General features: G+C 53.2%; 16 protein-coding genes and 1 tRNA gene. 9 read left to right on the top strand and 8 right to left on the bottom strand.

The genetic code is table 11. The features are described 5' to 3' along the window. Positions 1-7: 7 nt before the first annotated feature. Both ABJM21_RS10230 and ABJM21_RS10225 read left to right on the top strand, forming a co-directional pair. Positions 8-883, top strand: coding sequence for a glycosyltransferase family A protein (locus tag ABJM21_RS10230; RefSeq protein ID WP_348301247.1), 876 nt, complete (start codon positions 8-10; stop codon positions 881-883). Between the two features lie 65 nt (positions 884-948). After that, positions 949-1,908 carry a bile acid:sodium symporter family protein gene (locus ABJM21_RS10225; protein ID WP_348301248.1) on the top strand — a complete coding sequence of 320 codons (960 nt, stop codon included), beginning with the start codon at positions 949-951 and terminating at the stop codon, positions 1,906-1,908. A gap of 11 nt (positions 1,909-1,919) precedes the next feature. Here the strand turns inward: ABJM21_RS10225 and ABJM21_RS10220 are convergent, their stop codons facing one another. After that, positions 1,920-4,427: an FtsX-like permease family protein gene (locus ABJM21_RS10220; protein ID WP_348301249.1), complete on the bottom strand. Its 2,508-nt coding sequence runs from the start codon at positions 4,425-4,427 to the stop codon at positions 1,920-1,922. Further along, a complete protein-coding gene (locus ABJM21_RS10215) occupies positions 4,424-5,164 on the bottom strand; it encodes an ATP-binding cassette domain-containing protein (RefSeq protein ID WP_348301250.1) in 741 nt (246 codons plus the stop codon). Before ABJM21_RS10215 ends, ABJM21_RS10220 begins: the two co-directional genes overlap by 4 nt. An 18-nt stretch (positions 5,165-5,182) precedes the next feature. Here ABJM21_RS10215 and ABJM21_RS10210 point away from each other — a divergent pair, with 18 nt between their 5' ends. From ABJM21_RS10210 to ABJM21_RS10200, 3 genes are all read left to right on the top strand, one after another. Continuing rightward, entirely contained in the window at positions 5,183-5,887 is a 705-nt protein-coding gene (locus ABJM21_RS10210) for an arylesterase (protein WP_348301251.1), read from the top strand. Between the two features lie 157 nt (positions 5,888-6,044). Continuing rightward, a complete protein-coding gene (locus ABJM21_RS10205) occupies positions 6,045-7,250 on the top strand; it encodes a toxic anion resistance protein (protein WP_348301252.1) in 1,206 nt (401 codons plus the stop codon). Between the two features lie 5 nt (positions 7,251-7,255). Next, positions 7,256-7,969 carry a hypothetical protein gene (locus ABJM21_RS10200; protein ID WP_348301253.1) on the top strand — a complete coding sequence of 238 codons (714 nt, stop codon included), beginning with the start codon at positions 7,256-7,258 and terminating at the stop codon, positions 7,967-7,969. A 33-nt stretch (positions 7,970-8,002) separates the two neighbouring features. Here ABJM21_RS10200 and ABJM21_RS10195 read toward each other — a convergent pair whose 3' ends face one another. The 3 genes from ABJM21_RS10195 to ABJM21_RS10185 all read right to left on the bottom strand — a co-directional run bounded on the left by ABJM21_RS10195 (position 8,003) and on the right by ABJM21_RS10185 (position 10,045). Continuing rightward, entirely contained in the window at positions 8,003-8,350 is a 348-nt protein-coding gene (locus ABJM21_RS10195; RefSeq protein WP_348301254.1) for a PilZ domain-containing protein, read from the bottom strand. 477 nt (positions 8,351-8,827) lie between these two features. Then, positions 8,828-9,916 carry a TIGR03032 family protein gene (locus ABJM21_RS10190; RefSeq protein ID WP_348301682.1) on the bottom strand — a complete coding sequence of 363 codons (1,089 nt, stop codon included), beginning with the start codon at positions 9,914-9,916 and terminating at the stop codon, positions 8,828-8,830. A 55-nt stretch (positions 9,917-9,971) separates the two neighbouring features. After that, positions 9,972-10,045 (bottom strand) — tRNA-Gln (locus ABJM21_RS10185). Between the two features lie 168 nt (positions 10,046-10,213). Between ABJM21_RS10185 and ABJM21_RS10180 the strand changes: the two genes are divergently transcribed. Then, a complete protein-coding gene (locus ABJM21_RS10180) occupies positions 10,214-11,326 on the top strand; it encodes a Ppx/GppA phosphatase family protein (protein ID WP_348301255.1) in 1,113 nt (370 codons plus the stop codon). Beyond that, on the top strand, positions 11,323-11,997 hold the full coding sequence (locus tag ABJM21_RS10175; protein WP_348301256.1) for an RlmE family RNA methyltransferase: 675 nt from the start codon (positions 11,323-11,325) through the stop codon (positions 11,995-11,997). The genes ABJM21_RS10180 and ABJM21_RS10175 overlap by 4 nt, the downstream gene beginning before the upstream one ends. Before the next feature lie 419 nt (positions 11,998-12,416). On the opposite strand, the gene ABJM21_RS10170 is transcribed toward ABJM21_RS10175, so the two are convergent. The 3 genes from ABJM21_RS10170 to ABJM21_RS10160 form a co-directional block, all read right to left on the bottom strand. After that, positions 12,417-13,196 carry a DsbA family protein gene (locus tag ABJM21_RS10170; protein ID WP_348301257.1) on the bottom strand — a complete coding sequence of 260 codons (780 nt, stop codon included), beginning with the start codon at positions 13,194-13,196 and terminating at the stop codon, positions 12,417-12,419. A gap of 111 nt (positions 13,197-13,307) precedes the next feature. Beyond that, positions 13,308-14,624, bottom strand: coding sequence for a M48 family metalloprotease (locus tag ABJM21_RS10165; protein WP_348301683.1), 1,317 nt, complete (start codon positions 14,622-14,624; stop codon positions 13,308-13,310). Between the two features lie 207 nt (positions 14,625-14,831). Continuing rightward, entirely contained in the window at positions 14,832-17,570 is a 2,739-nt protein-coding gene (locus tag ABJM21_RS10160; RefSeq protein ID WP_348301258.1) for a ribonuclease E/G, read from the bottom strand. A gap of 549 nt (positions 17,571-18,119) precedes the next feature. Here ABJM21_RS10160 and ABJM21_RS10155 point away from each other — a divergent pair. Continuing rightward, positions 18,120-19,364, top strand: a complete 1,245-nt coding sequence (locus tag ABJM21_RS10155) for an N-acetylmuramoyl-L-alanine amidase (protein WP_348301259.1) — start codon at positions 18,120-18,122, stop codon at positions 19,362-19,364. A gap of 234 nt (positions 19,365-19,598) precedes the next feature. Then, positions 19,599-22,043: a PBP1A family penicillin-binding protein gene (locus ABJM21_RS10150; protein ID WP_348301684.1), complete on the top strand. Its 2,445-nt coding sequence runs from the start codon at positions 19,599-19,601 to the stop codon at positions 22,041-22,043. The last annotated feature ends 137 nt before the right edge of the window (positions 22,044-22,180 follow it).

Here is a 22,180-nt window from a genome sequence, read left to right as displayed (position 1 = left end):
CCCTTTTATGTCGTCATTTAATAATAGTGATCCAATAGTTACTATCGTGATGCCGGTATATAATGGCGCACGCTATCTGGATAGTGCGATCCGGTCCATTTTGCAGCAGGAATATTATGATTGGGAGCTGATCTGCATTGATGATGGATCTACCGATGGTTCGGACGCAATTATTGTAGGACATGCTGTCGCTGACTCGCGCATACGTCATTTGAGTAACGGTCAAAATTTGGGATTGCCGGCAACGCTCAATCGCGGATTTGCTGAAGCGCGGGGTAAGTTGCATAGTTGGACCAGTGACGACAATATATTGCGCCCGAACATGCTTGTAACGCTGGTCGAGAAATTGGCAGCATATCCGGATGTGGACATAGCTTATGCCGGCTATAGTGTGATTGACGATACAGAGAATATTTTGCGCTATGTCCCGCCGCGTCCGATCGAAGATCGTTGGTATGGCAATCCAGTGGGGGCGGCTTTTCTCTATCGCCGTCAAGTTACGGAAAAATTGGGCGGATATGACGAGGCGCTTTTTGGCGCAGAAGACTATGATTACTGGATGCGGGCCGCAAATCATTTTCAAATGATGACAGTGGACGCTGATCTTTATCTCTACCGCCGCCATGAGCGCAGCCTGACCGATCAACGGAGCGATGAAATCCGGCAATTGGTATCTTGTGTGCTGGTTCGGGAACTGGAGCATGTTGATGACAAAAGCTTGCGCGCCAAGGCGCTCGTCCAGCGTATATTGTCAAACTGGTATCATTTTGATTTAGGCTTACTCGGCAAGGCTTTCGCGAGCCATCCCGCAACGGTAGTCAAAGCATCACCCCAACTGACGGTCGATTTGGCCCGTGCCATCTGGCATCGGATTGGCCGGTAGTTTTCTTAGATAGCTGTTTGTTTGGCTTGCGTCAGATACTGCTCTAGCGCATGGGCGAAGGCGTAATGCAGACTATAAGACTGATTTTGGCGGATAAGTTTATCTGGCTGCTGGGGGGCTCTGTTCTTCTGGCAACCTTACTTCCGGTAAGCGGGACCGCTGAACCCATTGCAGCCTTCGCGGTTTCGGCGGGTATCTTCTGGATATTTCTGCTCCATGGAATTCGGTTGGATCGGCAAGAGGTGATTGCCGGTTTTCGCAATTGGCGCCTTCAGTCAGCCGTTTTTGGATTTGTTTTCGGCGCAATGGTAATAGCGGGCCTTACGCTGTCGTGGATTTTGGATGGACATATTGCCCCCATGATTGCGGTTGGTTTCTTGTATCTGGGTTGCTTGCCGTCCACCATTCAATCGGCAGCGAGCTATACTGCCATTGCCAGAGGCAATGTGGGTGCGTCGGTCGTCGCTGCGGCGACGGTGAACCTGTCCTCGATCATCATTACGCCCGTGTTTTTTGCGTTGCTTGCTAAATCCGTTGGTATCGTGATTACGGGCGCTTCTTTTGTAAAAATCATGACCATGCTGTTGCTACCATTTGTGATCGGACAATTGATCCAGCGCCACGCACGTGCATGGGTGGCACAATATGCCGGCATAGTGGGATGGTCCGACAAAATAGCCATCAGCCTGGCCGTTTATGTTGCCTTCTCCGGAGCCGTGGCGGCGGGCATTTGGCAGCAGGTACCGGGTGATCAATTTTTGATCGTTGCTGCCGCGATTGTGGCGCTGCTGATCTTTGCATTTGGCGGGGCTTGGCTGTTGGGCGGTTTATCGGGTTTTGTGATAAATGATCGCAAGGCTTTGCTATTTGGCGGCGCGCAAAAAAGCATTGCAGTTGGCGCACCGCTGGCTGCCATATTATTTCCTGCCGAAGCGGCGGGCTTGTTGCTGATCCCCCTGCTATTCTATCATCTATCGAGTCTGGTTCTCTCAGCGCCGTTGGCAGTGCGTCTGTCGGATCTCTAAGAGCAGAAACCCTACAGCTCGCGCAGCGCCCGCGCTGGTTTGGCCGATAGAACGGGTATCGATCCCAAAAGCCCAATACCCAAAGTCATGATCGCACCTACAGCTAGAGTGATGCTTACCACCATCCAATCCGGCTGCCAGGTAAATTCGAATATCTGTGTGATAACGAACCAGCCAGCGAGCAGGCCAAGCCCTAGTGCGACGGCAGATAACAACAAGGCCAATACGGTATATTCAATCGCTTGCGCCGACAATATCTGCGACCGGGTCGCACCGAGCAGCTTCAGGATCACACTGTCATAGACCCGCGACTGGCGGGATGCGGCAATGGCACCGATCAGCACGGCTATGCCAGAGAATATTGCTATGGAAGCGGCAGAGGCAATGGCGGTCGCCATCTGGTCCAATATGGTACCGATTTGCGATGCGATTTCCTTGACCTTTACCATGGATATGGACGGGAACTCGCGTGGCAATGATCCCAGCAAACCGTCTTCCTTTGCTTCATCTAGCTGGATGGTGGCAGCGACATTGTGCGGGGTGTTTGCCAGCACATTAGGCGGGAAAACCAGTACATAGTTAAAACCGAAATTTTGCCAGTTAATCCTGCGTAGCGAAGCAATCGTAGATTTAATCTCTACACCCAACAAGCTGACGGTCAGGCTATCACCAACCTTCAGCCCCAGCGCGGTTGCCTGTTCCTCGTCAACTGACACCAGGGGCGGCCCATCATAATCGACTGGCCACCATTCTCCGGCAGCGATTTCACTGCCTTCTGGAAGTTCTCCGCTATAGGTCAGGCCGCGGTCTCCGCGCAGCACCCAGGCGCCTTCGGGAATTTCGTCGAGTTCAGAAACCACTTGCCCGCCATATTCGGTGATAATGCCGCGCAGGGTGGGAACGATGTTGATCTCAGCTTCGGGCGCGTCGGCAGTGACCTGATCTTTAAATTCGTCGGCGCGTTCCACAGGGATATCAAGAACAAAGAAATTAGGCGCCTGTTGGGGAACGCTAAACCGGATTTCGTTGGTCAAGCTGGTCTGGATCGCAGCAAGTGTAGCAAAGAGCGTCAGGCCCAATCCCAAAGCTACAACCAGCTGCCCAGTCTGTGCGCCAGGCCGGTGAAGATTGGTCAATGCCAGGCGGAGCAAGGGTTGCTTTGGGCGAGGGGCTTTGCTGGCCAGCCAGCGGATCAAGATGCCGAGCAGGCTGAGTAGCAACAATATACCGAGTGCTGCTCCGATAAATGCGAGCGAGAATATCGGTTCCCGTCCGGTCCCAACGGCCAGCGCAACAATCGCAGCGACAGCCAGGGTGACAGCGATCCATGTCGGCTTGTCAATTTCCCGCCAGGACCGACTTTCACCCCGAAATAGTCCGGCTGCTGGGATCAATTTGGCCCGCGAAAGTGGGGGGAGCGCAAAGATGATTGCGATTAATATGCCATAGGCCGCGCTGACGATGAGGGGCAACGGATAGAGCGCAAATTCCGGTTTGATCGGTAAAACGTCACCGGCGACTTGAATGATGGCGAGGGGCGCAATGGCGCCAACAAGCAATCCAGCGACTATCGCAACCAAGGCCACGGCTAAAATTTGAAACATATAGATGCGAAAGACCATCGCACTGTCGGCACCTAATATCTTGAGCGTTGCGATTGCTCCCTGCTTTCCGCGCAAATAGGAAGCGACACCATTGCCGACACCGATGCCAGCGATGACCAATGATGCGAGGCCAACGAGAGTCAGAAACTGACCCATTCGTTCGATGAAACGCCGTGTGCTTGGTGCGCCATTGTCGCGGGTTTTCACTTCCCAGGCGGCGTTTTTATATTGCTTTTCCAGTTCATCGCCCAGCTCAGCGGGATTGGCAGTCGCAGGTAATTTTAGCCGATACTTGCTTTGAAAAAGGCTGCCGGGTTGAATCAGGTTGGTGGCGCGCAAGCCCTCTAATGATGTGATGGCAACCGGCCCGAGAGAGAGACCTTCGCTCAGCCGATCTGGCTCATCACCAATCACGCCGCTCACGGTGAATGTCGCTTCGCCAAATGCGATGCTGTCGCCAACATCCAGTGATAGTCGCTGGATCAGAGCGGGCGTGACGTAAATATCTCTGGGTCCGAGTGGCGGCGCATTTGTGCCATCTTCCAAAGTGAAATCTCCATAGAGCGGATAGGGAGCATCGACGCCTTTCAACTCAACCAATTGCGTGTCGCTGCCATCTGGCAAGCGTGCCATGGCCTGCATACGCAAAGTCTCGGACAGTTCGCCGGTCGCTTTCAGAGCGTCCAATTCCGCTGGCGTCGCTTCGCGTTGCGCGACCGATATTTCCAAATCGCCGCCCAATATAGACTGTCCGCGATTAGCCAGTTCATCGGTGATCGCGCTGGTTAAACTGCCAATCGCAGCCAACGTCGCGACACCCAAAAACAGACAGACGATCAGTAGACGCAGGCCGACAAAGCGTCCGCGCAGATCACGTCGGGCGATGGTCCAGGCTTTGGAGAGGTTAGCGCTCATGATTCTGCAAGCTTTTGGGCACTATCTTTCTCGATCATACCATCGCGCAGTTCGATGATCCGGTCACAGCGTTTGGCCAGTTCCGGATCATGCGTAATCATCAGCAGCGTGGCGTTACTGGCTTTCTGACGCTCGAACAAAAGCTCAATAATGATCTCGCCAGTTGCACCATCCAGATTGCCGGTGGGTTCATCGGCAAAAATGATGGAAGGCCGAGAGGCCATGGCCCGGGCAATGGCAACACGCTGTTGCTCGCCGCCGGATAATTGGGTGGGATAGTGGCACAGCCGGTCACCGAGACCTACCGCTTCCAGCTCTTTCGCCGCTATCGCAAAGGGATCGGCTTGACCATCAAGCTCCAAAGGCACCGCGACATTTTCTAGCGCTGACATGGTCGGCAGCAAGTGGAATGCTTGTAGAACAATGCCGACCCGTCCGCGCCGCGCGATCGCGAGTTGATCTTCATTCATCGCGCCAAAATCGGCGCCTGCAATATTGACGGTGCCGCCAGTCGCGCGCTCCAATCCCGATAATATCGCCATTAACGATGATTTTCCCGAGCCGGACGGACCCAGCAAGGCAACGGTGGTGCCGGAATCGATCGACAGGTCGATCCCTCCCAAAATATCGACCCTTGCGTCACCTTCTCCCAAAGAGAGGGTGACATTGTGGGCTTCAATGGCAATATGGGGTTTGGAATTTGTGGCGTCGCTGGCTGCGGCGGTTTTTTGTAACATGGTGGGAGGGGTTATCCAATGTTGAACAGGTTTATGACATATGGGTTTTGCTTTGCAATTCTTCAACTTCTGATTGCTTGTGGCCCAGCGGCGGAAGAAAATTCCGCTCCGATTGTGGGAGAGCAAACCGCTAGTGACAATGCGGACGAAGCAGTTGCAGAGGCCAAAACGCTTATACTGGCATTTGGTGACAGTCTTTATGCCGGCTATGGATTGGCCCCTAACGAAGGCTTTGCACCAGAGCTGCAAAAGGCGCTTAATGATGCCGGGCAGGATGTGAGGGTCCATAATGCTGGCGTTTCTGGCGATACGACGGCAGCCGGCCTGCGGCGGATGGATTTTGTTTTGGATAGCTTAACCAAAAAACCGGACCTTGTCCTGTTGGGGCTCGGCGGCAACGATTTGCTGCGCGGTCTGAAGCCATCGGATACCAGGGCGAATATGGAAGCCATGGTTCAAAAGTTGTCTGATCGGGATATTCCCGTGATGCTAACCGGAATGTTAGCGCCGCCCAATTTGGGCAAGGAGTTTAGTGATCAGTTTAATGTAATCTATCCAGCGCTGGCGAGAAAATATGACGTGAAGCTATATCCATTTTTCATGGATGGCGTAGTTGGCCGGTCCGACTTGATATTGCCGGACGGTATTCACCCAAATGCGCAAGGCATTGATGTGATTGTCGAGAGGATAGCGCTCGATGTCGAGTTGGCGCTCAAAGGATAATAGCTAAACTACTGGAAACACTAGCCGCATCAGGCGTATTCTTGCATTAACTGTATTATTTTTATAATACAGTAGGGAAACGCTTGAAAAGTGCTACATTTGCATCCATTTATGAGAGGAGTGCTGCACGATAGACAGCGAGATGGAGATTGAGCCAATGGCGACCGAGACGATTACTGCAACCGAAGACCTGACCCTGACACCGCCTGATCCGGTCGTTGCTGTTTCTCCGACAAAAGCTGCTGGGCTGGTACCGGTTGGCGATGAAGTTAAGTCAAAGCTGGAAGAGAAGGTCGATAGCTTTATCGATGATCTGGTGGCGCAGGATGAGAATAGCCCGGAATTTGGTAAGAAAGTCGATCAGATCACCAACATGGGCCGCAAGGAAATCTCCGACGCGGCGGGCCAATCCAACCGCTTTCTGGACCGCCCCATTCGAACAATGGACGAAGAATCCGGCATTGGTGCTGATCTGACTGAGCTTCGCCGGACAGTGGAGGACCTTGATCCAGGTAAACGCGGGAATTTGCTGGCACCGCGCAAATTGTTCGGGATCATTCCTTTCGGTTCCAAGCTACGCAACTATTTCGATGGGTATAAAAGCGCGCAGGGGCATATTTCGTCGATATTGACCCGGTTACAGGGCGGCAAAGATGAATTGCTGATGGACAACGCGGCCATTGATGTGGAGCGCAAAAATCTCTGGGCGGCAATGGGCCGGTTGGAGCAGATGATCCATGTGTCCAAGGTCATGGACCAACGTCTGGAAGACAAAGCTGCGGAGTTGGATGCGACCGACCCCGCTAAAGCCAAGGCCATTCGTGAAAGCGCGCTTTTCTATGTGCGCCAGCGGACGCAGGATTTGCTGACTCAAATGGCGGTGACGGTTCAGGGCTATCTGGCGCTGGATCTCGTCAAGAAAAACAATGTCGAACTCGTCAAAGGTGTCGACCGCGCTAGCACGACCACCGTCAGCGCGCTGCGTACCGGCGTGACGGTGGCTCAGGCGCTGACCAATCAGAAACTGGTGCTGGATCAGGTGACGGCGCTTAACACAACGACAGCGGGCATTATCGACAGCACGGGCGATATGTTGAAAAACCAGACTGCTGCTATTCACGAGCAAGCGGCCTCGGCCACAATTCCGCTCGAAACGCTGCAACGCGCGTTCCAGAATGTATATGATACGATGGACAATATCGATACGTTCAAGATCAAGGCGCTGGAAAATATGAAAACCACCGTCACTTCGCTGTCCGGTGAGATTGAGAAATCCAAAGGCTATATCGCAAGGGCCGAAGGACAGGATAAAGCCGCACTGGAGGCGCCATCCGAAAACCCGCTAAGCGCGCTTGAGGAATAAGACGCATGAGCGAGAGCAATCAGCAGATTTATGACAATGCTGCGAACTATTATCGCAGCTATAAATTTGCAGAATCCATCGGCGAGCGATCCAAGGGTCTCAAACGCGGTTACTTCCGTAAAAAACTGGGACGGGCTGCCCTGATCACGGCAGGAGTGCTGGTCGGTGCCAGTGTGGTCGGCGGGATATTAAACGGCATCGGTTTCTGGGGCGTGATGATTTCGGCTGGCTTGATTGCAGGGGGCATCTGGGCGGCGATGAAATTTCCGAAAATGAAAATCCCGACACCGTCTACTCTCGTACAATCTGACCTTAAAACGCTGGCTGGAAAGACAGAAATCTGGCTGGAAGCGCAGCGTCCCGCATTACCTAGGCCTGCGGTCAAGATCATCAATGATATCGGTACACAGCTCGATATGTTGTCGCCGCAACTGCAGAAACTCGATGAGGCTGAACCGGCTGCCTATGAAGTGCGCAAGCTGATGGGCGAACATTTGCCTGAGCTCATCTCGGGCTATCGCGCAATTCCTGAACCAATGCGCAAGAAAAGCAACGATACTGGAAAATCGCCGGACGAACAGTTGATCAGTGGCCTTTCGTTGATCGAGAAAGAAATTTCGGGTGTTACTCAGCAAATTGCCAAAGGTGATATTGATAATTTGTCAATCCGTGGTCGTTATCTCGAGATGAAATATGACAAGACGGGTGAACCGGAATAACAGCCGCTATTTGAAATCTACTTGGTTCTCAGTTCACCCGAATTCACGTAGCCGTACTACCAGATGCTCTAGCACAGCGGGATGTAGTTCATTGGCAAATTCACAGCCATATTCCTCATGGTCAACCCATTTGATATCGGCACTGAGGGTCTGGATTCCAGGCAGCCGGATAAAAACTGGTTTCTTGCGATCAAGGTGAGTGTAACTTGTCATCCTGAAGCCCGCGACGGATAAATCTGAGAGCGTTGCCCGAAAGAGCTGGGAATTCGATTGCCTGATAAAGATCTCGGCTTCAACTATTTCTCTTACAGTTCGCCTGTTGCCAGACGGTGAGGTTTGATAATCGTCTGTGCTGAGCGATTGCGGCATTTTCTCGTCCAAATTGTTGGTCCTGATCATAAGAACGGTCATTTGGCTGGTTTCTGAAGGGTGGACGATAAATTATTGACGTCACATGCAGGCAACCGAAAACAGAAAATGCGAGTGGGCAAGTTGCTGTTCCTGCAGCGAGGAATAGTCCGGAAGGCCAGACTAAAACTTGCGGTTGATAAGTTCCTCAAACTCGCCGCGACTAATCTGCATCTTGGCGCAAATTTTTTCGATCTCTTCGGGTGTCGCATCTTTGGTTCGGTATTTTAAGCTGTTTATCAAACCATCTTCGCGCGACCATGTCATGCTCTTTGGTTTTCGCCACCGCAGAATTGTGACTATGACTACGGGAATGCCAATAGCAATAACCGCCCAGAAATCGCCAAGCTGAAGGTCCGAAAAGGAAGAGATTATATGATCTAGTGGCGTTGCCATGCGCGTAAAAGATCACAAATTGTTGAAAAAGACGTGAATCGCAGAGAAGCCAGACTACCAATCCGGCTGTTCCACCGTAATAAAATCCCTGATTTCTTCGGATTGCGGACCCAAGGTGATCGGGTTTATCACGCCTGGCAAGATGCAGATATCGAATAGCTCCGTGATCGGGCCATCGAAGCGCACCCATTGGGCAACCTCACCGGTGGAGAGAGACACTATCTGGATGCCGCACCAGGCTGCGGTGCCGGCCTGCTCAAGTTTCTGGTCCAGTGCCAGTCCTTCAAAATGACCATGGCGCGGTTTTGAAAGAGTGACAAAGGCATGATCGTTATGGAATTCCAGACCCCGCAAAAATCCCGGACAAAATGCAACGGGCGTGAACGCATGGTCAGTCGGATGGAGCCACCCCAGTTCCCCAGTACCAGAATTTAGCAGCCACACACGTCCGACATGAAAGCGCGGACTGTGCGGCATAGACAAGCCGTCTGCCAATATCTCATTGGTTTCGACATCAATAATCACGCCGCCATCATACCGTCTGTCGCGCCAGCCGTCTTTCGTGTTCGATTGAGACACGGCACTGACATATTTAGGTTGCCCATCAACCATGGCTAAACCATTGAGATGACAGCGGTCTTCTGTCGCCAGGTCAGAAATGAAGTCCGGTTTCCAGATTGGTTTGAAACTGTGCGTAATACTGGGAATGCTCAGGCAATTATGCAGCGTATTGACGAATATGATCTGGCCGTCTTCGCGAATGCCCAATTCGTGAATGTCGACATTACCCGTGGTTTGCATGTTGCGCGGAACATAGACTTTGTCATGCACGTCATTGGCTAGCTGTCCGATTGGTAAGACGTTTTCAAGACGTACGATTTGGGTCAGACTACCGAGATATATGCGGCTTTCATTGGCAGTAACGCCCATGGCCTGAGGATAGAGCGCTTCATGGACGGCCAATTTGCCATCAGGTCCGCGGCCAACCAGATAGAGCCGCCCGGTCTGATAGGAGGTGAAGCCGATAGAAATATCATTGGTCGCAAGAAAGTCGGCAAGACCCAGCGAAAAGCTAATGGTCGTCTCGGCGTCCTTGGGTTTGGCGTCGCCGTTTGTAGCATTTTGATCACCTGGCTCGTGCATCTGCGTCACGTAGCCAGACCCCGTCTGTCATTCCCCACCTTGGTCCCCCAAAATCTGGATCCCCCGTGAGGATTCGAACCTCAATTAACGGAGTCAGAGTCCGTGGTATTACCATTATACGACAGGGGAGTGCCGGGGGGCGCAATAGGCTGAGGGTAGGGGGCGGTCAAGAGTTTTCCAAAGGCGGTTCCCCTAGAGGTTTATCGCTAAACTCTTGCACATCGGCCGGGCTACGGTTATCGCTATGCCCAAGTACCGGCGGTATTACCCGATCCGGAGAATATAAGAGTAACGGTTATGGTGGATGAAGCATCCCCATCGCCGCAACGACAAGACGGCGGAAAATCGGCAAGGACGGCCCGCCCGAAACATGCGGCGACACATAAGAATGGGACTCAAAATGCGTCTCCTTCCCATAGAAACGGTGCCCGCTGGCCAAAGTTGCGGTCCTATGCAGCTATTGATTTAGGCACGAATAACTGCCGACTATTGGTTGCGAAGCCCTCTTCTGACGGTTTCATCGTGACCGATGCTTTCTCGCGCGTTGTGCGCTTGGGCGAAGGTTTGGTGGAAACGGGCCGGATCAGCAATCGTGCGATGGACCGCGCGGTCGCGGCTCTATCGATTTGCGCAGACAAGCTGAAACGCCGCAATGTGACACTGGCCCGTTCGGTTGCCACAGAGGCTTGTCGCCGTGCCAGTAATGGCGAGAAATTCATCAATCGGGTTCGGCAGGAAACCGGTATCGCACTGGATATTATTACTGCTGAAGAAGAAGCACGGCTGGCTGTCTTGGGTTGTCAGATCCTATTGGAACCGGGCGATGGACCAGCATTGATATTTGATATTGGCGGCGGATCGACGGAGCTTGTGCTTGTCGATACGTCTGGCAGTGCGCCTGAGATAATCGACTGGCTAAGCGCACCCTGGGGAGTGGTGTCCTTGACCGAAAGCGAAAAATTTGACGTTGATAGTCCGTCTGCTCGGGGACAGGCTTTCCAGAATATGCGCGACCGCGTGGCGGAGAGTTTCGCCGAATTTGCGAGCCGCTTGCCGATATCAGACAATAGCGATTTCCGGCTATTGGGTACGAGCGGCACAGTAACGACGTTAGCGAGCCTGCATCTCAAATTACCGCATTATGACCGCAAAGTAATCGATGGCCTGATCGTTCCGACTGAGTCCATGCGTGATATCAGCGCGATGCTGGCGGCATGCTCTCCTGAGGAACGGGCAGCTATACCGTGCATCGGCAAAGAGCGTGCAGATCTTGTCGTCGGCGGCTGCGCCATATTGGATTCAATCCTCGATATATGGCCGGCAAGCCGCGTGGGCGTGGCGGACCGCGGTATTAGAGAAGGAATATTGCGCTCGCTTATGTCTTCAAACGAACAAAGGCGGCGATCGTGAGCAGAGGGCGCTCCGGCAACAAACAGCGTGTAAAGACGGCAAAAGGTCGCAAGATCGGTTCGACACGATGGTTGGAACGGCAGCTAAACGATCCCTATGTCAAGAAAGCCAAGGCCGATGGTTATCGTTCTCGTGCGGCCTATAAAATATTGGAATTAGACGAACGGTTTAAATTTGTCCGCAAGGCCGAAGCTGTGGTCGATCTGGGAATTGCACCGGGCGGTTGGGCGCAGGTCATCCGAAAATTTGTTCCGCAAGCGAAGATTGTCGGCATCGACTTGCTGCCTGTGGATGCCATTGAAGGCGTCACGATTTTCGAAATGGATTTCATGGACGATAGCGCACCGGACAAGCTGATTGATGCGCTTGGCAGTGCGCCGGATCTGGTCTTGTCCGATATGGCCGCCAACACTGTGGGTCATCAGCAGACCGACCACTTGCGAACCATGGGTCTAGTGGAAGCCGGAGCTTATTTTGCAGTTGAAAATCTGCAGGAAGGCGGAGCATTTGTAGCCAAGGTATTGGCTGGCGGCACCGATAATGAATTGCTGGCCTTGCTAAAGCAGCATTTCAAGACCGTGAAACATGCCAAACCGCCTGCTAGCCGTAAGGGGTCATCCGAATGGTATGTGGTGGCACAGGGGTTTAAGGGGCGGCCGGAAAACGCCTGAATTGCTGCGAAGTTCACAATCTTCACAATGTCCTTATGGGCATTTGTTTTTACCCGCACATTTTCCAAAGTTCACACAAATCACACAGCTTCCCGTTTCAAGGTTTGAGCGAATTGTACGACGAAGTTCACAAAGTGCACAAAGCCCTTTTGGGAATTTTTTCCCTTCTGATGCGTTCAAAGTTCACACAATTCACATGGCCCATGTGCGCGGACACGGAGATGGGATGGATATTCAAACCTGAGAAAGAGCCACATGGTTTTTACCATGATGGCAAGCCTGTAGGAAAGGCGTTTGCGCATTGAGCCACTATCCATTGGCGCTCACCCTGAGCTTGTCGAAGGGTGAATGGCACAACGGTTACGATAGCACCCTTCGATAAGCTCAGGGTGAGCGCGAAGGAGGGTCCTTACAAGAACCTATTTCGAACCACGTGCCTTGGCGATCATTTCTTTCAGGCCATCATAGCCAACCGCGCCAACAGCTGTCTGGTTGCCGACAACAAAGGCTGGCGTGCCTGTAAATTGCAATTGGCGAGCGACTTCAATATTCCGCTGCACCTCTTCTTGCGCTTCGGGTGTAGCCATGAATTTGCGCGCAGCGGCCATGTCGATGCCGACTTCTTTGGCGGCACTTTCGATGGTGGATGGCGTTGGGCGTCCGGTTGCAAACATGGTTTTGTGAAAGGCGAAATATTTGCCCTGCTTCGCTGCTGCCAGAGCCATTAGGGCGGCATCGTTGCTTGCTTCGCTCAGGATGGGAAGTTCGCGGAACACAACCTTGATATTCTTGTCTTCTTTCAGAACCCTTCCGATATCGGCCGTAGTCTGCTTGCAATAGGGACAAGCAAAGTCGGAATATTCAACCACAATGATGTCGCCATTAGGGTTGCCGGCAAAGGCAGTGCCAGCAAAGGGCGCTTCTATGTCTTTGCGGATTTCCTCAATGGCTGCGGTCTTTTGCCGTGTCTGCAAAATCTCAACCGCTTCGGGAATGATTTCCGGATTTTTCAGAATATAGTCGCGGACAATGGCTTCGATCGCGGCCTGTTCCTTGCTGTCAATGCCAGCTGCGAGCGCAGCCTGCGTGGCCTCTTCACTTGCCGACGCGCCACCGGTTTGCATAAACCAGACAGTCGCTGCCCCTGCTATGGCCAAAACGCCACCTGCCATAATCATCCACTTTCTGTTATTTTCCACGTTTCACTATTCCCTAAGGACCCAAACTAAGGAGTTAAGCCTCCTTGTAGAAGCTTCGTCCGATTGTCCACAATTGTTACAGATGGGATACGAAATCGATTGGGCCGGGCCTCAGCGCCGACGCCTGTCCGACTGCTCAAATTCGTTTTTCGCGATTAAAGAGATGTCCTGTGCGCGGATCCATTCTGGCGTATTTTCCTTGATACCCGCCATCGCGATTTGGGAGCTACGGATCGCGCTGCCATAATTGCGTTGCAACAGTGCGCTTTCCGCTGTGGCCAGCTGTGCCCGTGCCGTATCGCCTTGTTGAGAATATACAACGCCGAGCTGATACCACGCAAATGGATTGCGGTTATCTTTGACTACAGCGGCCTTCAAGACACGTTCAGCTTCTGCAAAATGCGTTTCATCCTCGGTCGCGATCAAGGCATGCCCAAATAGACTGGCGATCAGCGGCTGATTATTGGTTAGGCGGACCGCTTTCCGAAGGGAGGCGATTGCTTCCTGTGGATTTCCGGACTCCAGCAATATCTGCCCATGCAATTCCAGGAAATAGGCGTCGTTCGGATGGTCCTTCAGAAGGCTGTTCACCTCCATCAGCGCGCGATCGGGATAGGCGCTCTTGTGCCAGGCATAAGCCCGGGCGTAGCGCGCGGGAATGGACTGGTCGCTTTCCGGGAATTTGCGCAGCGTCGTGGTGGGTTCGTTGGTAAAGCCGAGTAGCTTTGCCTTTACCCGTTGAAACCGCGCCTCAATGTCTGGATTAGGAGGGGTGTCCCAAGCCGGATCCGCTTGATAGACATCGCGGAGCAAACTGACACGTTCGCCTGACAGCGGGTGGGTACGACCGTAGCTATCTTCTTGCGGAATACCGAGGCGGAATTCGTAATTTTGCAGCTTTTTGAAAAAATCAATCGAGCCGCGACCCGTTATGCCCGCGCCCGAAAGATAGCGGGCGCCAGCGCTATCAGCCGCACGCTCTTGGACCCGGCTAAAGGCCAGGAATTTGCCGGTGGCGGCTTGTTGACCGGCCGCCAATATGCCTGCGCCCGCATCACCGGCGCCCGCAGCAATGGCCGCAGCGCCCAGGATCAGGCTGAGAATGGTAATGCCGGTGGCGGTTTTGATCCCTTCGTCGAACCGGATGATATGGCCGCCGGTAATATGGCCAAGTTCATGGGCCATGATACCCTGAATCTCGACGGCGCTCTCGGCGGCTTCGATGGTTCCCGAGTAGAAAAACATACGTTGGCCGCCAGCAACAAAGGCGTTGATCTGGCTGCTGTTGATCAGGATGACTTCTACATCCTTGGCATCCAGCTCAGAAACGGCGACCAGGGGCGAGACCATATCGCTGAACAGGGCTTCGGTCTCTGCGTCGCGGAGAATGGACTGAGCAGCAACTGGCTGGACGGTAATGGCGATCATCGCCAAAAGGGCGGTGATGAGCTGTCCGATACGGGACAGCGAGGGGCCAGCAAAAGGATGGCGTTTGTTATCACTCGGCAATGACATGAATTTCCTCTGGATGAAGCTCTAGCGAATTTACCTTCCTATTGGCACGATAAGGCTTAACCTTCGATGAAATTACAACCGGTTTCTGCGCAAACATGCGCAGAAACCGGTCTGTATTGGTCAGCCGAACGTCCGTTGCCACCAGCCACCGCGAGGCGCGTCAGCTTTATCAGATGCAGTATTTTCAGATCCGGTTTCTTTTGCCGCTCCGTCATCTGCCTTTTTCGCAGCAGGCTTTTTTGCAGCTGTTTTCTTGGCCGCTGGTTTGGCAGCAGATTTCGCTGCCGGCTTCGCCGCCGCATCTGCGCTATCTGCATCCGCTTTTTTGGCTCTCGACCGCGGTGCTTTTTTGGCAGCTGGTTTTGCAGCCTTTGCATCATCCGCCGTTTCTGCCGCCGTTTCTGCCGCAGCATCAGGCGCATCCGCAGCCGCTTTCGTTTTGCGCGGTGCGCGGCGACGTTTCGGTTTTTCCTCAGCGTCTTTCGCTACGCTATCATCCGCAATTTTTGCATCATCTGATGCAGCGGCTGGTGCGTCGGCTTTCTTGCGTGAACGGCTTGCTCTTTTTGGCTTTTCAGCCGGTTCTGCCGCTTCATCAGACTTGGCTTCTGCGGCCGGTGCTTCTGCACCTTCTGCAGTTGCTTCCACATCACCAGCGGGCTTGCGTTTGCGCCCGCCACGAGACCGGCGCGCTTTCGGCTTGTCGCCTCCATCGCTGCCTTCCTCTGCTGTTTCTGCTTTCGCATCGGCAGTTGGCTGATTTTCAGAACTGTCGCTGCCGGCTTCGCCGCTATTGGCTTCAGCACCGCGATCGCCACCGCGCCCGCGCCGACCACGCCGCCGTCGGCGCTTGCGAGGACGCTCGTCTGCTTCTTCCTCTTGGCCGTCCGTATCGACAATATCATCGTCATCATCGTCGATAATGGGCTCGAATTTCGGAACATTTTTAGGCGGGCCGCCGGAGCCTTTAACCTCCATGCGGGCGCCTTCCGTTTCACCATCCGGCGTGATCTCGATAGAAACGCCATAGCGTTTTTCAATGTCGTCAATTTCATGCCGTTTGCTGTTCAGCACATAGATGGTCGCTTCCTGGCTGGCAGTCAGCGTAATCTGGCTAGCTTTGCCCTTCGCTGCTTCTTCTTCCAACAGTCGCAATGCGGAAAGCGCAGAAGATGAGGCGGTCCGAACCAAGCCGGTGCCTTCGCAATGCGGGCAGACTTTGGTCGATGCTTCAAGGACACCGGTGCGCAGACGCTGGCGGCTCATTTCGAGCAAGCCAAAGCTGGAGATTCGGCCGACCTGAATGCGCGCGCGATCATTTTTCAGGGCATCGCGCATCGCTCGTTCGACTTTGCGGATATTGCCGTGACGGTCCATGTCGATGAAATCGATAACCACCAGTCCGGCCATATCGCGCAGACGCAGTTGACGCGCAATTTCGGCCGCCGCTTCGAGGTTGGTCTTGACCGCCGTCGCTTCAATGCCATGCTCGCGGGTCGAACGACCGGAGTTAATGTCGATCGACACCAAGGCCTCGGTCGGATTGATGACCAGATAGCCGCCGGATTTCAGCTGAACTTCCGGCTGATACATTGCGGATAGCTGATCCTCAACGCCATAGCGCTGGAACAAAGATACCGGATCGGCATAGCTCTTCACGCGCCTGCTATGGCTAGGCATGAGCAGCTTCATGAAGCTTTTCGCCGCGGCATATCCTTCAGCGCCTTCGACCAACACTTCCTCGATCTCGCGATTGTAAATGTCGCGAATGGCGCGTTTAATCAGGTCGCTATCGCTATGGATCAGTTTCGGAGCCACAGCGCCTAATGTGTTCTCGCGCACTTCGTCCCACAATCGGGCGAGATAATCAAAGTCGCGTTTGATTTCCGGCTTGGTGCGTGACAGTCCTGCTGTGCGCACGATACAGCCCATAGTGTTGGGCAATTTCAGGTCGGCAATGATGGATTTCAACCGTTTGCGATCGCCAGCATTGTTGATTTTCCGGCTGATACCACCGCCATGAGAGGTGTTAGGCATCAACACGCAATAGCGACCGGCAAGGCTCAGATAGGTGGTGAGAGCAGCGCCTTTGTTGCCGCGCTCTTCTTTGACGACCTGTACCAATACGACCTGACGGCGCTGGATAACATCTTGAATCTTGTAGCGTTTGCGCAGAGCCATGCGCTTCTGGCGGGCCTGATCGCTGGCTTTGGCAACATTTTTGCCGCCACGACCACCGCGTCCACGGTTACGGCCTTTGCCGCGTCCGCGATTATTGCGGCCCTTGGCTTGGGTTTCTTTGTCGCCGTCGGCAGACGCATCGGCATCATCAGCCGTTTCGTCTTCGTCGTCGCCATCATCATCACTGGCGTCATCGTCATCACCGGCGTCGTCGCTATTGTCTTCCGCAGGAACTTCGCCCTCGGTCACGTCAATCGTGTCGACGCTTTCGTCTTTCTCGACCTCGACCAGAGCCGTGTCCAACTCTTCGGTCGCATCGCTGCGCACCATATCGGCAGGCGCATCTTCTTCCTCTTCTTCCTGTGCACGCAGGGCTGCTTCTTCTGCAGCATGCTCAGCCTCTTCGGCTAGCAAACGTTCACGGTCTTCTTTTGGTATCTGGTAATAGTCGGGATGAATTTCGCTAAAGGCCAGAAATCCGTGACGGTTTCCACCATAGTCAACAAAAGCCGCCTGTAGCGAGGGTTCTACTCGCGTTACTTTTGCTAGATAAATATTGCCTTTTAGCTGTTTGTGTTCCGAAGATTCAAAATCGAATTCCTCAATTTTGTTCCCTTTTACGACCGCCACCCGGGTTTCTTCCTGGTGGCGCGCGTCGATTAACATGCGCGTTGTCATTAAATATACTCCTGGCATGGCCCGCTAATCCAAGATCAATCGGAACTGTTCTCGGTGGGACCATGCAATATAAAAGGGACGACGTCTTCTTGCGCGCTGCCAAAATAGGGGGAGCGGGCGGCGTCATCCGGTTAAATTCAAATGTCTCTGAAAAAAATGTGTCTGCGACAAATGCATGGCCCGGGCCGTTAGCCAGGGTCTTTCCGTCCATAGAAACGCTTCCCTGTGGAAGAGTTCCGGAGCCGGAGATGTCATGCCTCATGTCGCTTCAACCTGTATGTGCTGGACCAAAATCCAGCTTAGCTAGTGTCGTTTTTGGATAATTTCTAACGTCACAAATGGGGTGCTAGCACCGCAATTGCAAATCGGCAACACAAACTATCACCGGATTGGACTGCTCTTGTCCATGTGCAATCAATTAATGCTAAGCCTATCTCGAACAGGGTAAATTTCTCATTAACCATCTCATTTTACCGGGGATTACGATTATATCCTTAATGGATTTTTCACCGCGTTTTGCGGCGAGAAACCAAGGGCGATAATGCAGATATGAATTTTGACTGGACCGATATGGTTGGCGCATTGCATAAGGCGGCCATGCCATTCGCAGCAATTTTAGCTTCCTCCCTTTTGACCGTAAATCCTGCAAATGCCGGTTCGGTTAGCCGTATCGATGCCAATGACGGCCAAATCACGGTTTCTTTTGACGGCCTTGTGGAGAGCGCTTCGACATTTTCATTGCTGGGTCCAGATCGGATTGCGGTCGACATTAAAGGCGGCAAGGCAGGGCGCGGTGGCCGCGCGGCAGGCATGATTAAATCGGTGCGTCAGGGGCAATATTCACCCAATACGGCGCGGATTGTTTTTGATCTGGATCGCCCGGCAGTCATTACCGCTGGCGGGTTTTCAGCTGATGGAAAAAGTCTGAAACTAAGCTTGCAGTCGGTTGGTAGTGATGCCTTGAAAAAAGGCCGAAAGTCCTTTCTTCCACCGGTTCAGTTTCGCGCAGAACCGCCAAAGAAATCCTACAGTGTGAAAGTTCCGCTCGGTAAGCCACAAGACAAGGTTACTCTGCCGAAAGTTTCCGGCCCGGACGACAAGAGCAGGCCGTTGGTAGTGATTGATGCCGGACATGGCGGTCACGACCCTGGGGCGGTATCACCGCATAGCGGAAAATATGAGAAAACTGTTGTGCTTGCCATCGCCAAAGCGGTTCGCGACCAGCTTGTTGCCAGTGGACGCGTACGCGTCGCTTTGACGCGCGATACGGATAAATATCTGGTTCTGGAAGAAAGATATGGCATCGCACGGCGTCTTGATGCTGATTTGTTCATATCCATTCACGCCGATGCCGCTGGCAATCAATCAGCCAATGGCGCGACTGTATATACGCTTTCGGAGGTCGCTTCGGACCGCGAAGCGGCGAAGCTGGCTGCGCGAGAAAACCGGGCAAATATTATCAACGGCGTAAATCTAGGCGGTGCCAATCAGGATGTTTCTTCTATCCTGATTGATCTGACGCAGCGCGAAACCATGAATGTCTCTGCCGATTTTGCCAAATTGCTGATTCGCGAAGGGCAGCGCATGATCAAATTTCGTAGCAATCCTCATCGCTTCGCCTCGCTGGTTGTTCTGAAAGCGCCGGATACGCCCTCGGTTTTGTTTGAAACAGGCTATCTGACCAACAAGGATGATGTTGCGTTGCTGAGCTCGCGCAATGGACAGTCGAAAGTTGCAATTGGTATTGCCAACGCCATTGAAGCCCATTTTGCGCGAAAACTGGCGCAGCGGTGATCTCGACCCTGTAAAGTGACTGCTTATTCCGGACCGGGTTAGACTTTGTTTCACTATCGCCATCGCCCCGTCCTGGGTCGATGCTATTTTTCATCGATATTTTCTGGAAAATGCCTCCGATAGTGCTAGATAGCGCGAGATATGGTTGAAAATACACCCGATAATGATGGCGCTGGGGCATCGGAAAGTCTTGCTTACAAGCTGGAACGTAATACTGGCGGTTTTTTAAGCTGGATGGAAAAGCTGTGGCAAAAGCGGCTATTCCGCCTGTTTTTGGCGTTTATCGCCCTATGTCTGCTCGGCTGGTTATTGATTTGGGCTCTTTTTGCGCGCGATTTGCCTGATGCCAAAACACTGCAGCAATATGAACCACCATTACCCACCATGGTGCGGGCCTATGATGGCGAGCCGGTGCACAGCTATGCGCGGGAACGCCGGGTGCAGCTGGAATATGCTGAATATCCGGCACTATTGGTGCGCGCTTATCTGGCCGCCGAAGACCGGACATTTTTTGAACATGGCGGTCTGGATTATCCCGGTATCGCCACGGCAATTGTCAGCAATATTTCGAGCAGCGGCAGGCCCATTGGTGCGTCCACAATCACGCAGCAGGTTGCCAAAAACCTGTTGCTGACCAACGAGGTTTCCTATCGCCGGAAAGTACGTGAGGCTTTGCTTGCCTATCGCATCGAGGAAGTGCTGACGAAGCAGGAAATTCTCGAACTTTACCTCAACCAGATTTTCTTGGGCCGCAATGCCTATGGCGTGCAAGCTGCGGCACAGGCTTATTTCGGCAAGGATGTTGATGAGCTAGCACTGCATCAAATGGCCTATCTCGCGATTTTACCGAAAGGGCCATCCAACTATCGGCCCGAAAATAACGAGCAGCGGGCGATTAACCGGCGGGATTGGGTTTTGGGCCGGATGCTCGCCAATGACTGGATTACACAGGCACAGCATGATCGGGCGGTCGCCGAACCGCTTGGAGCTATTAGATCTCGTGGTGCCCGGTATCAACGGGTTGGTGGTTATTTTATCGAAGAAGTCAGGCGCCAGCTGATCGAGCAATTTGGTGAGAATGAAGAAGCCGGCCCTTACAGTGTCTATTCCGGCGGCCTATGGGTCCGAACATCGCTAAACCCCCAATTGCAAGAATATACCAAAGATGCACTGCGTACCGGTTTGCTGCGTTATAGTCGCGGCAAGGCGTGGAGCGGGCCGATCAACAAGATCGAGATGGATGATAAATGGGCGCAGCGTTTGGCGTCGACTTTCATCAATACGGATTATGCCGATTGGCGGATTGCGGTTGCTTTGAGCCGTCAGGGTAATCGTGCCGAAATAGGCTTTAAAGATGGAACCACTGGTCGTTTGGGCAATGCGCCGAGCAAGCTAGCTGCGGGTGATATTATCGCTGTCAGTCCAGCCGGTGGCAGCAGCTATGTGCTGCGCAACGTACCAAAAGTTTCTGGCGGTATGGTCGTGCAAAATCCGCGCAATGGTCGGGTTTGGGCCATGCAGGGCGGATTTGATGACCGGATGAGCTCTTTCAACCGTGCAACCCAGGCTGAGCGGCAACCAGGTTCGACGATCAAACCTTTCGTTTATGCGACAGCGCTGGATCAAGGCATGACGCCTGCGACCATTATCGTCGACAGTCCTTTCTGTGTTTATCAGTCGGCCGCTTTGGGCCGCAAATGTTTCCGCAATTTTGGCGGTGCACGCGGGGCAGGGGCACAGACCTTGCGCTGGGGCGTTGAGCAATCTCGTAATCTTATGACCGTTCGTGCTGCCAATGATGCCGGCATGGAAAATGTTGTCCAAACCATTAAGACAATGGGCATTGGCGACTATAAGCCTTATCTGGCCTTCGCGCTGGGTGCCGGTGATACCACCGTGGCAAAGCTGACCAACGCTTATTCCATGCTGGTCAATCATGGCCGTGAGCTGGAGCCGACGGTTATCGATTTTGTTCAGGACCGTCAGGGCAAGGTCATCTTCCGGGCCGACAAACGGAATTGCGAAGATTGCAACCAGGCCGACTGGGACGGAGAACCGATGCCGCGGCCGCGGCCTGCTGGTAAGCAGCTCATGAATCCGATGACCGCCTATCAGATGGTCAACATCCTGGAAGGCGTCATAACCCGCGGAACGGCACAAAATCTGAAAAGCCTCGACCGGCCATTATTTGGCAAGACGGGTACCGCGAGCGGACCGACCAACGTATGGTTCGTAGGCGGCTCTCCAGACATGGTGGCCGGTGTCTATATGGGCTTTGACCAGCCGGCGAATATGGGCGGCTATGCTCAAGGCGGCACGTTGGCCGCGCCGATATTCAAACAGTTTGCCCAAAAAGCGATGGCAGGAATGCCGAAAACACCCTTTGTAGCACCGCGCGGTATTCGCATGGTGAGGGTGGATCGCAAGAGCGGCAAGCGCGTCTTTGGCGGTTGGCCTTCCGATGATCCGAAATCAGCGGTGATTTGGGATGTGTTCAAACCCGAAACGGAGCCGAGACGGTCCATTCGCAAGGAAGAACTGCTAGCACGTCTGGAAGCGAAAAAGGCCCAGATTAGAGCTGCGAAACTGGCTGCGCGTAATCGAAATGCCGAAGGCAGAGGGAATAGACCTGCGCAAAATGACGCTGATTTCTTGCAGGATGAAGGCGGTATCTACTAGCTGGCGTCTTATGATGGCTCGCTGTCATAATGACGCATCCATTTGATTTGCGACGAGTGGTTTAACTGATGCAAGTAAGCCACTATTTCTGGTTTCTCATCAAAAAACAGCAGAAAAGCAGCGGTTTTTTGCGACGA

The sequence above is a fragment of the Parasphingorhabdus sp. genome (assembly GCF_039977335.1).
Lineage (GTDB): Bacteria > Pseudomonadota > Alphaproteobacteria > Sphingomonadales > Sphingomonadaceae > Parasphingorhabdus.
The sequence above is the reverse complement of the archived record's forward strand: the minus strand, read 5'-3'. Positions and strand labels throughout refer to the sequence as shown.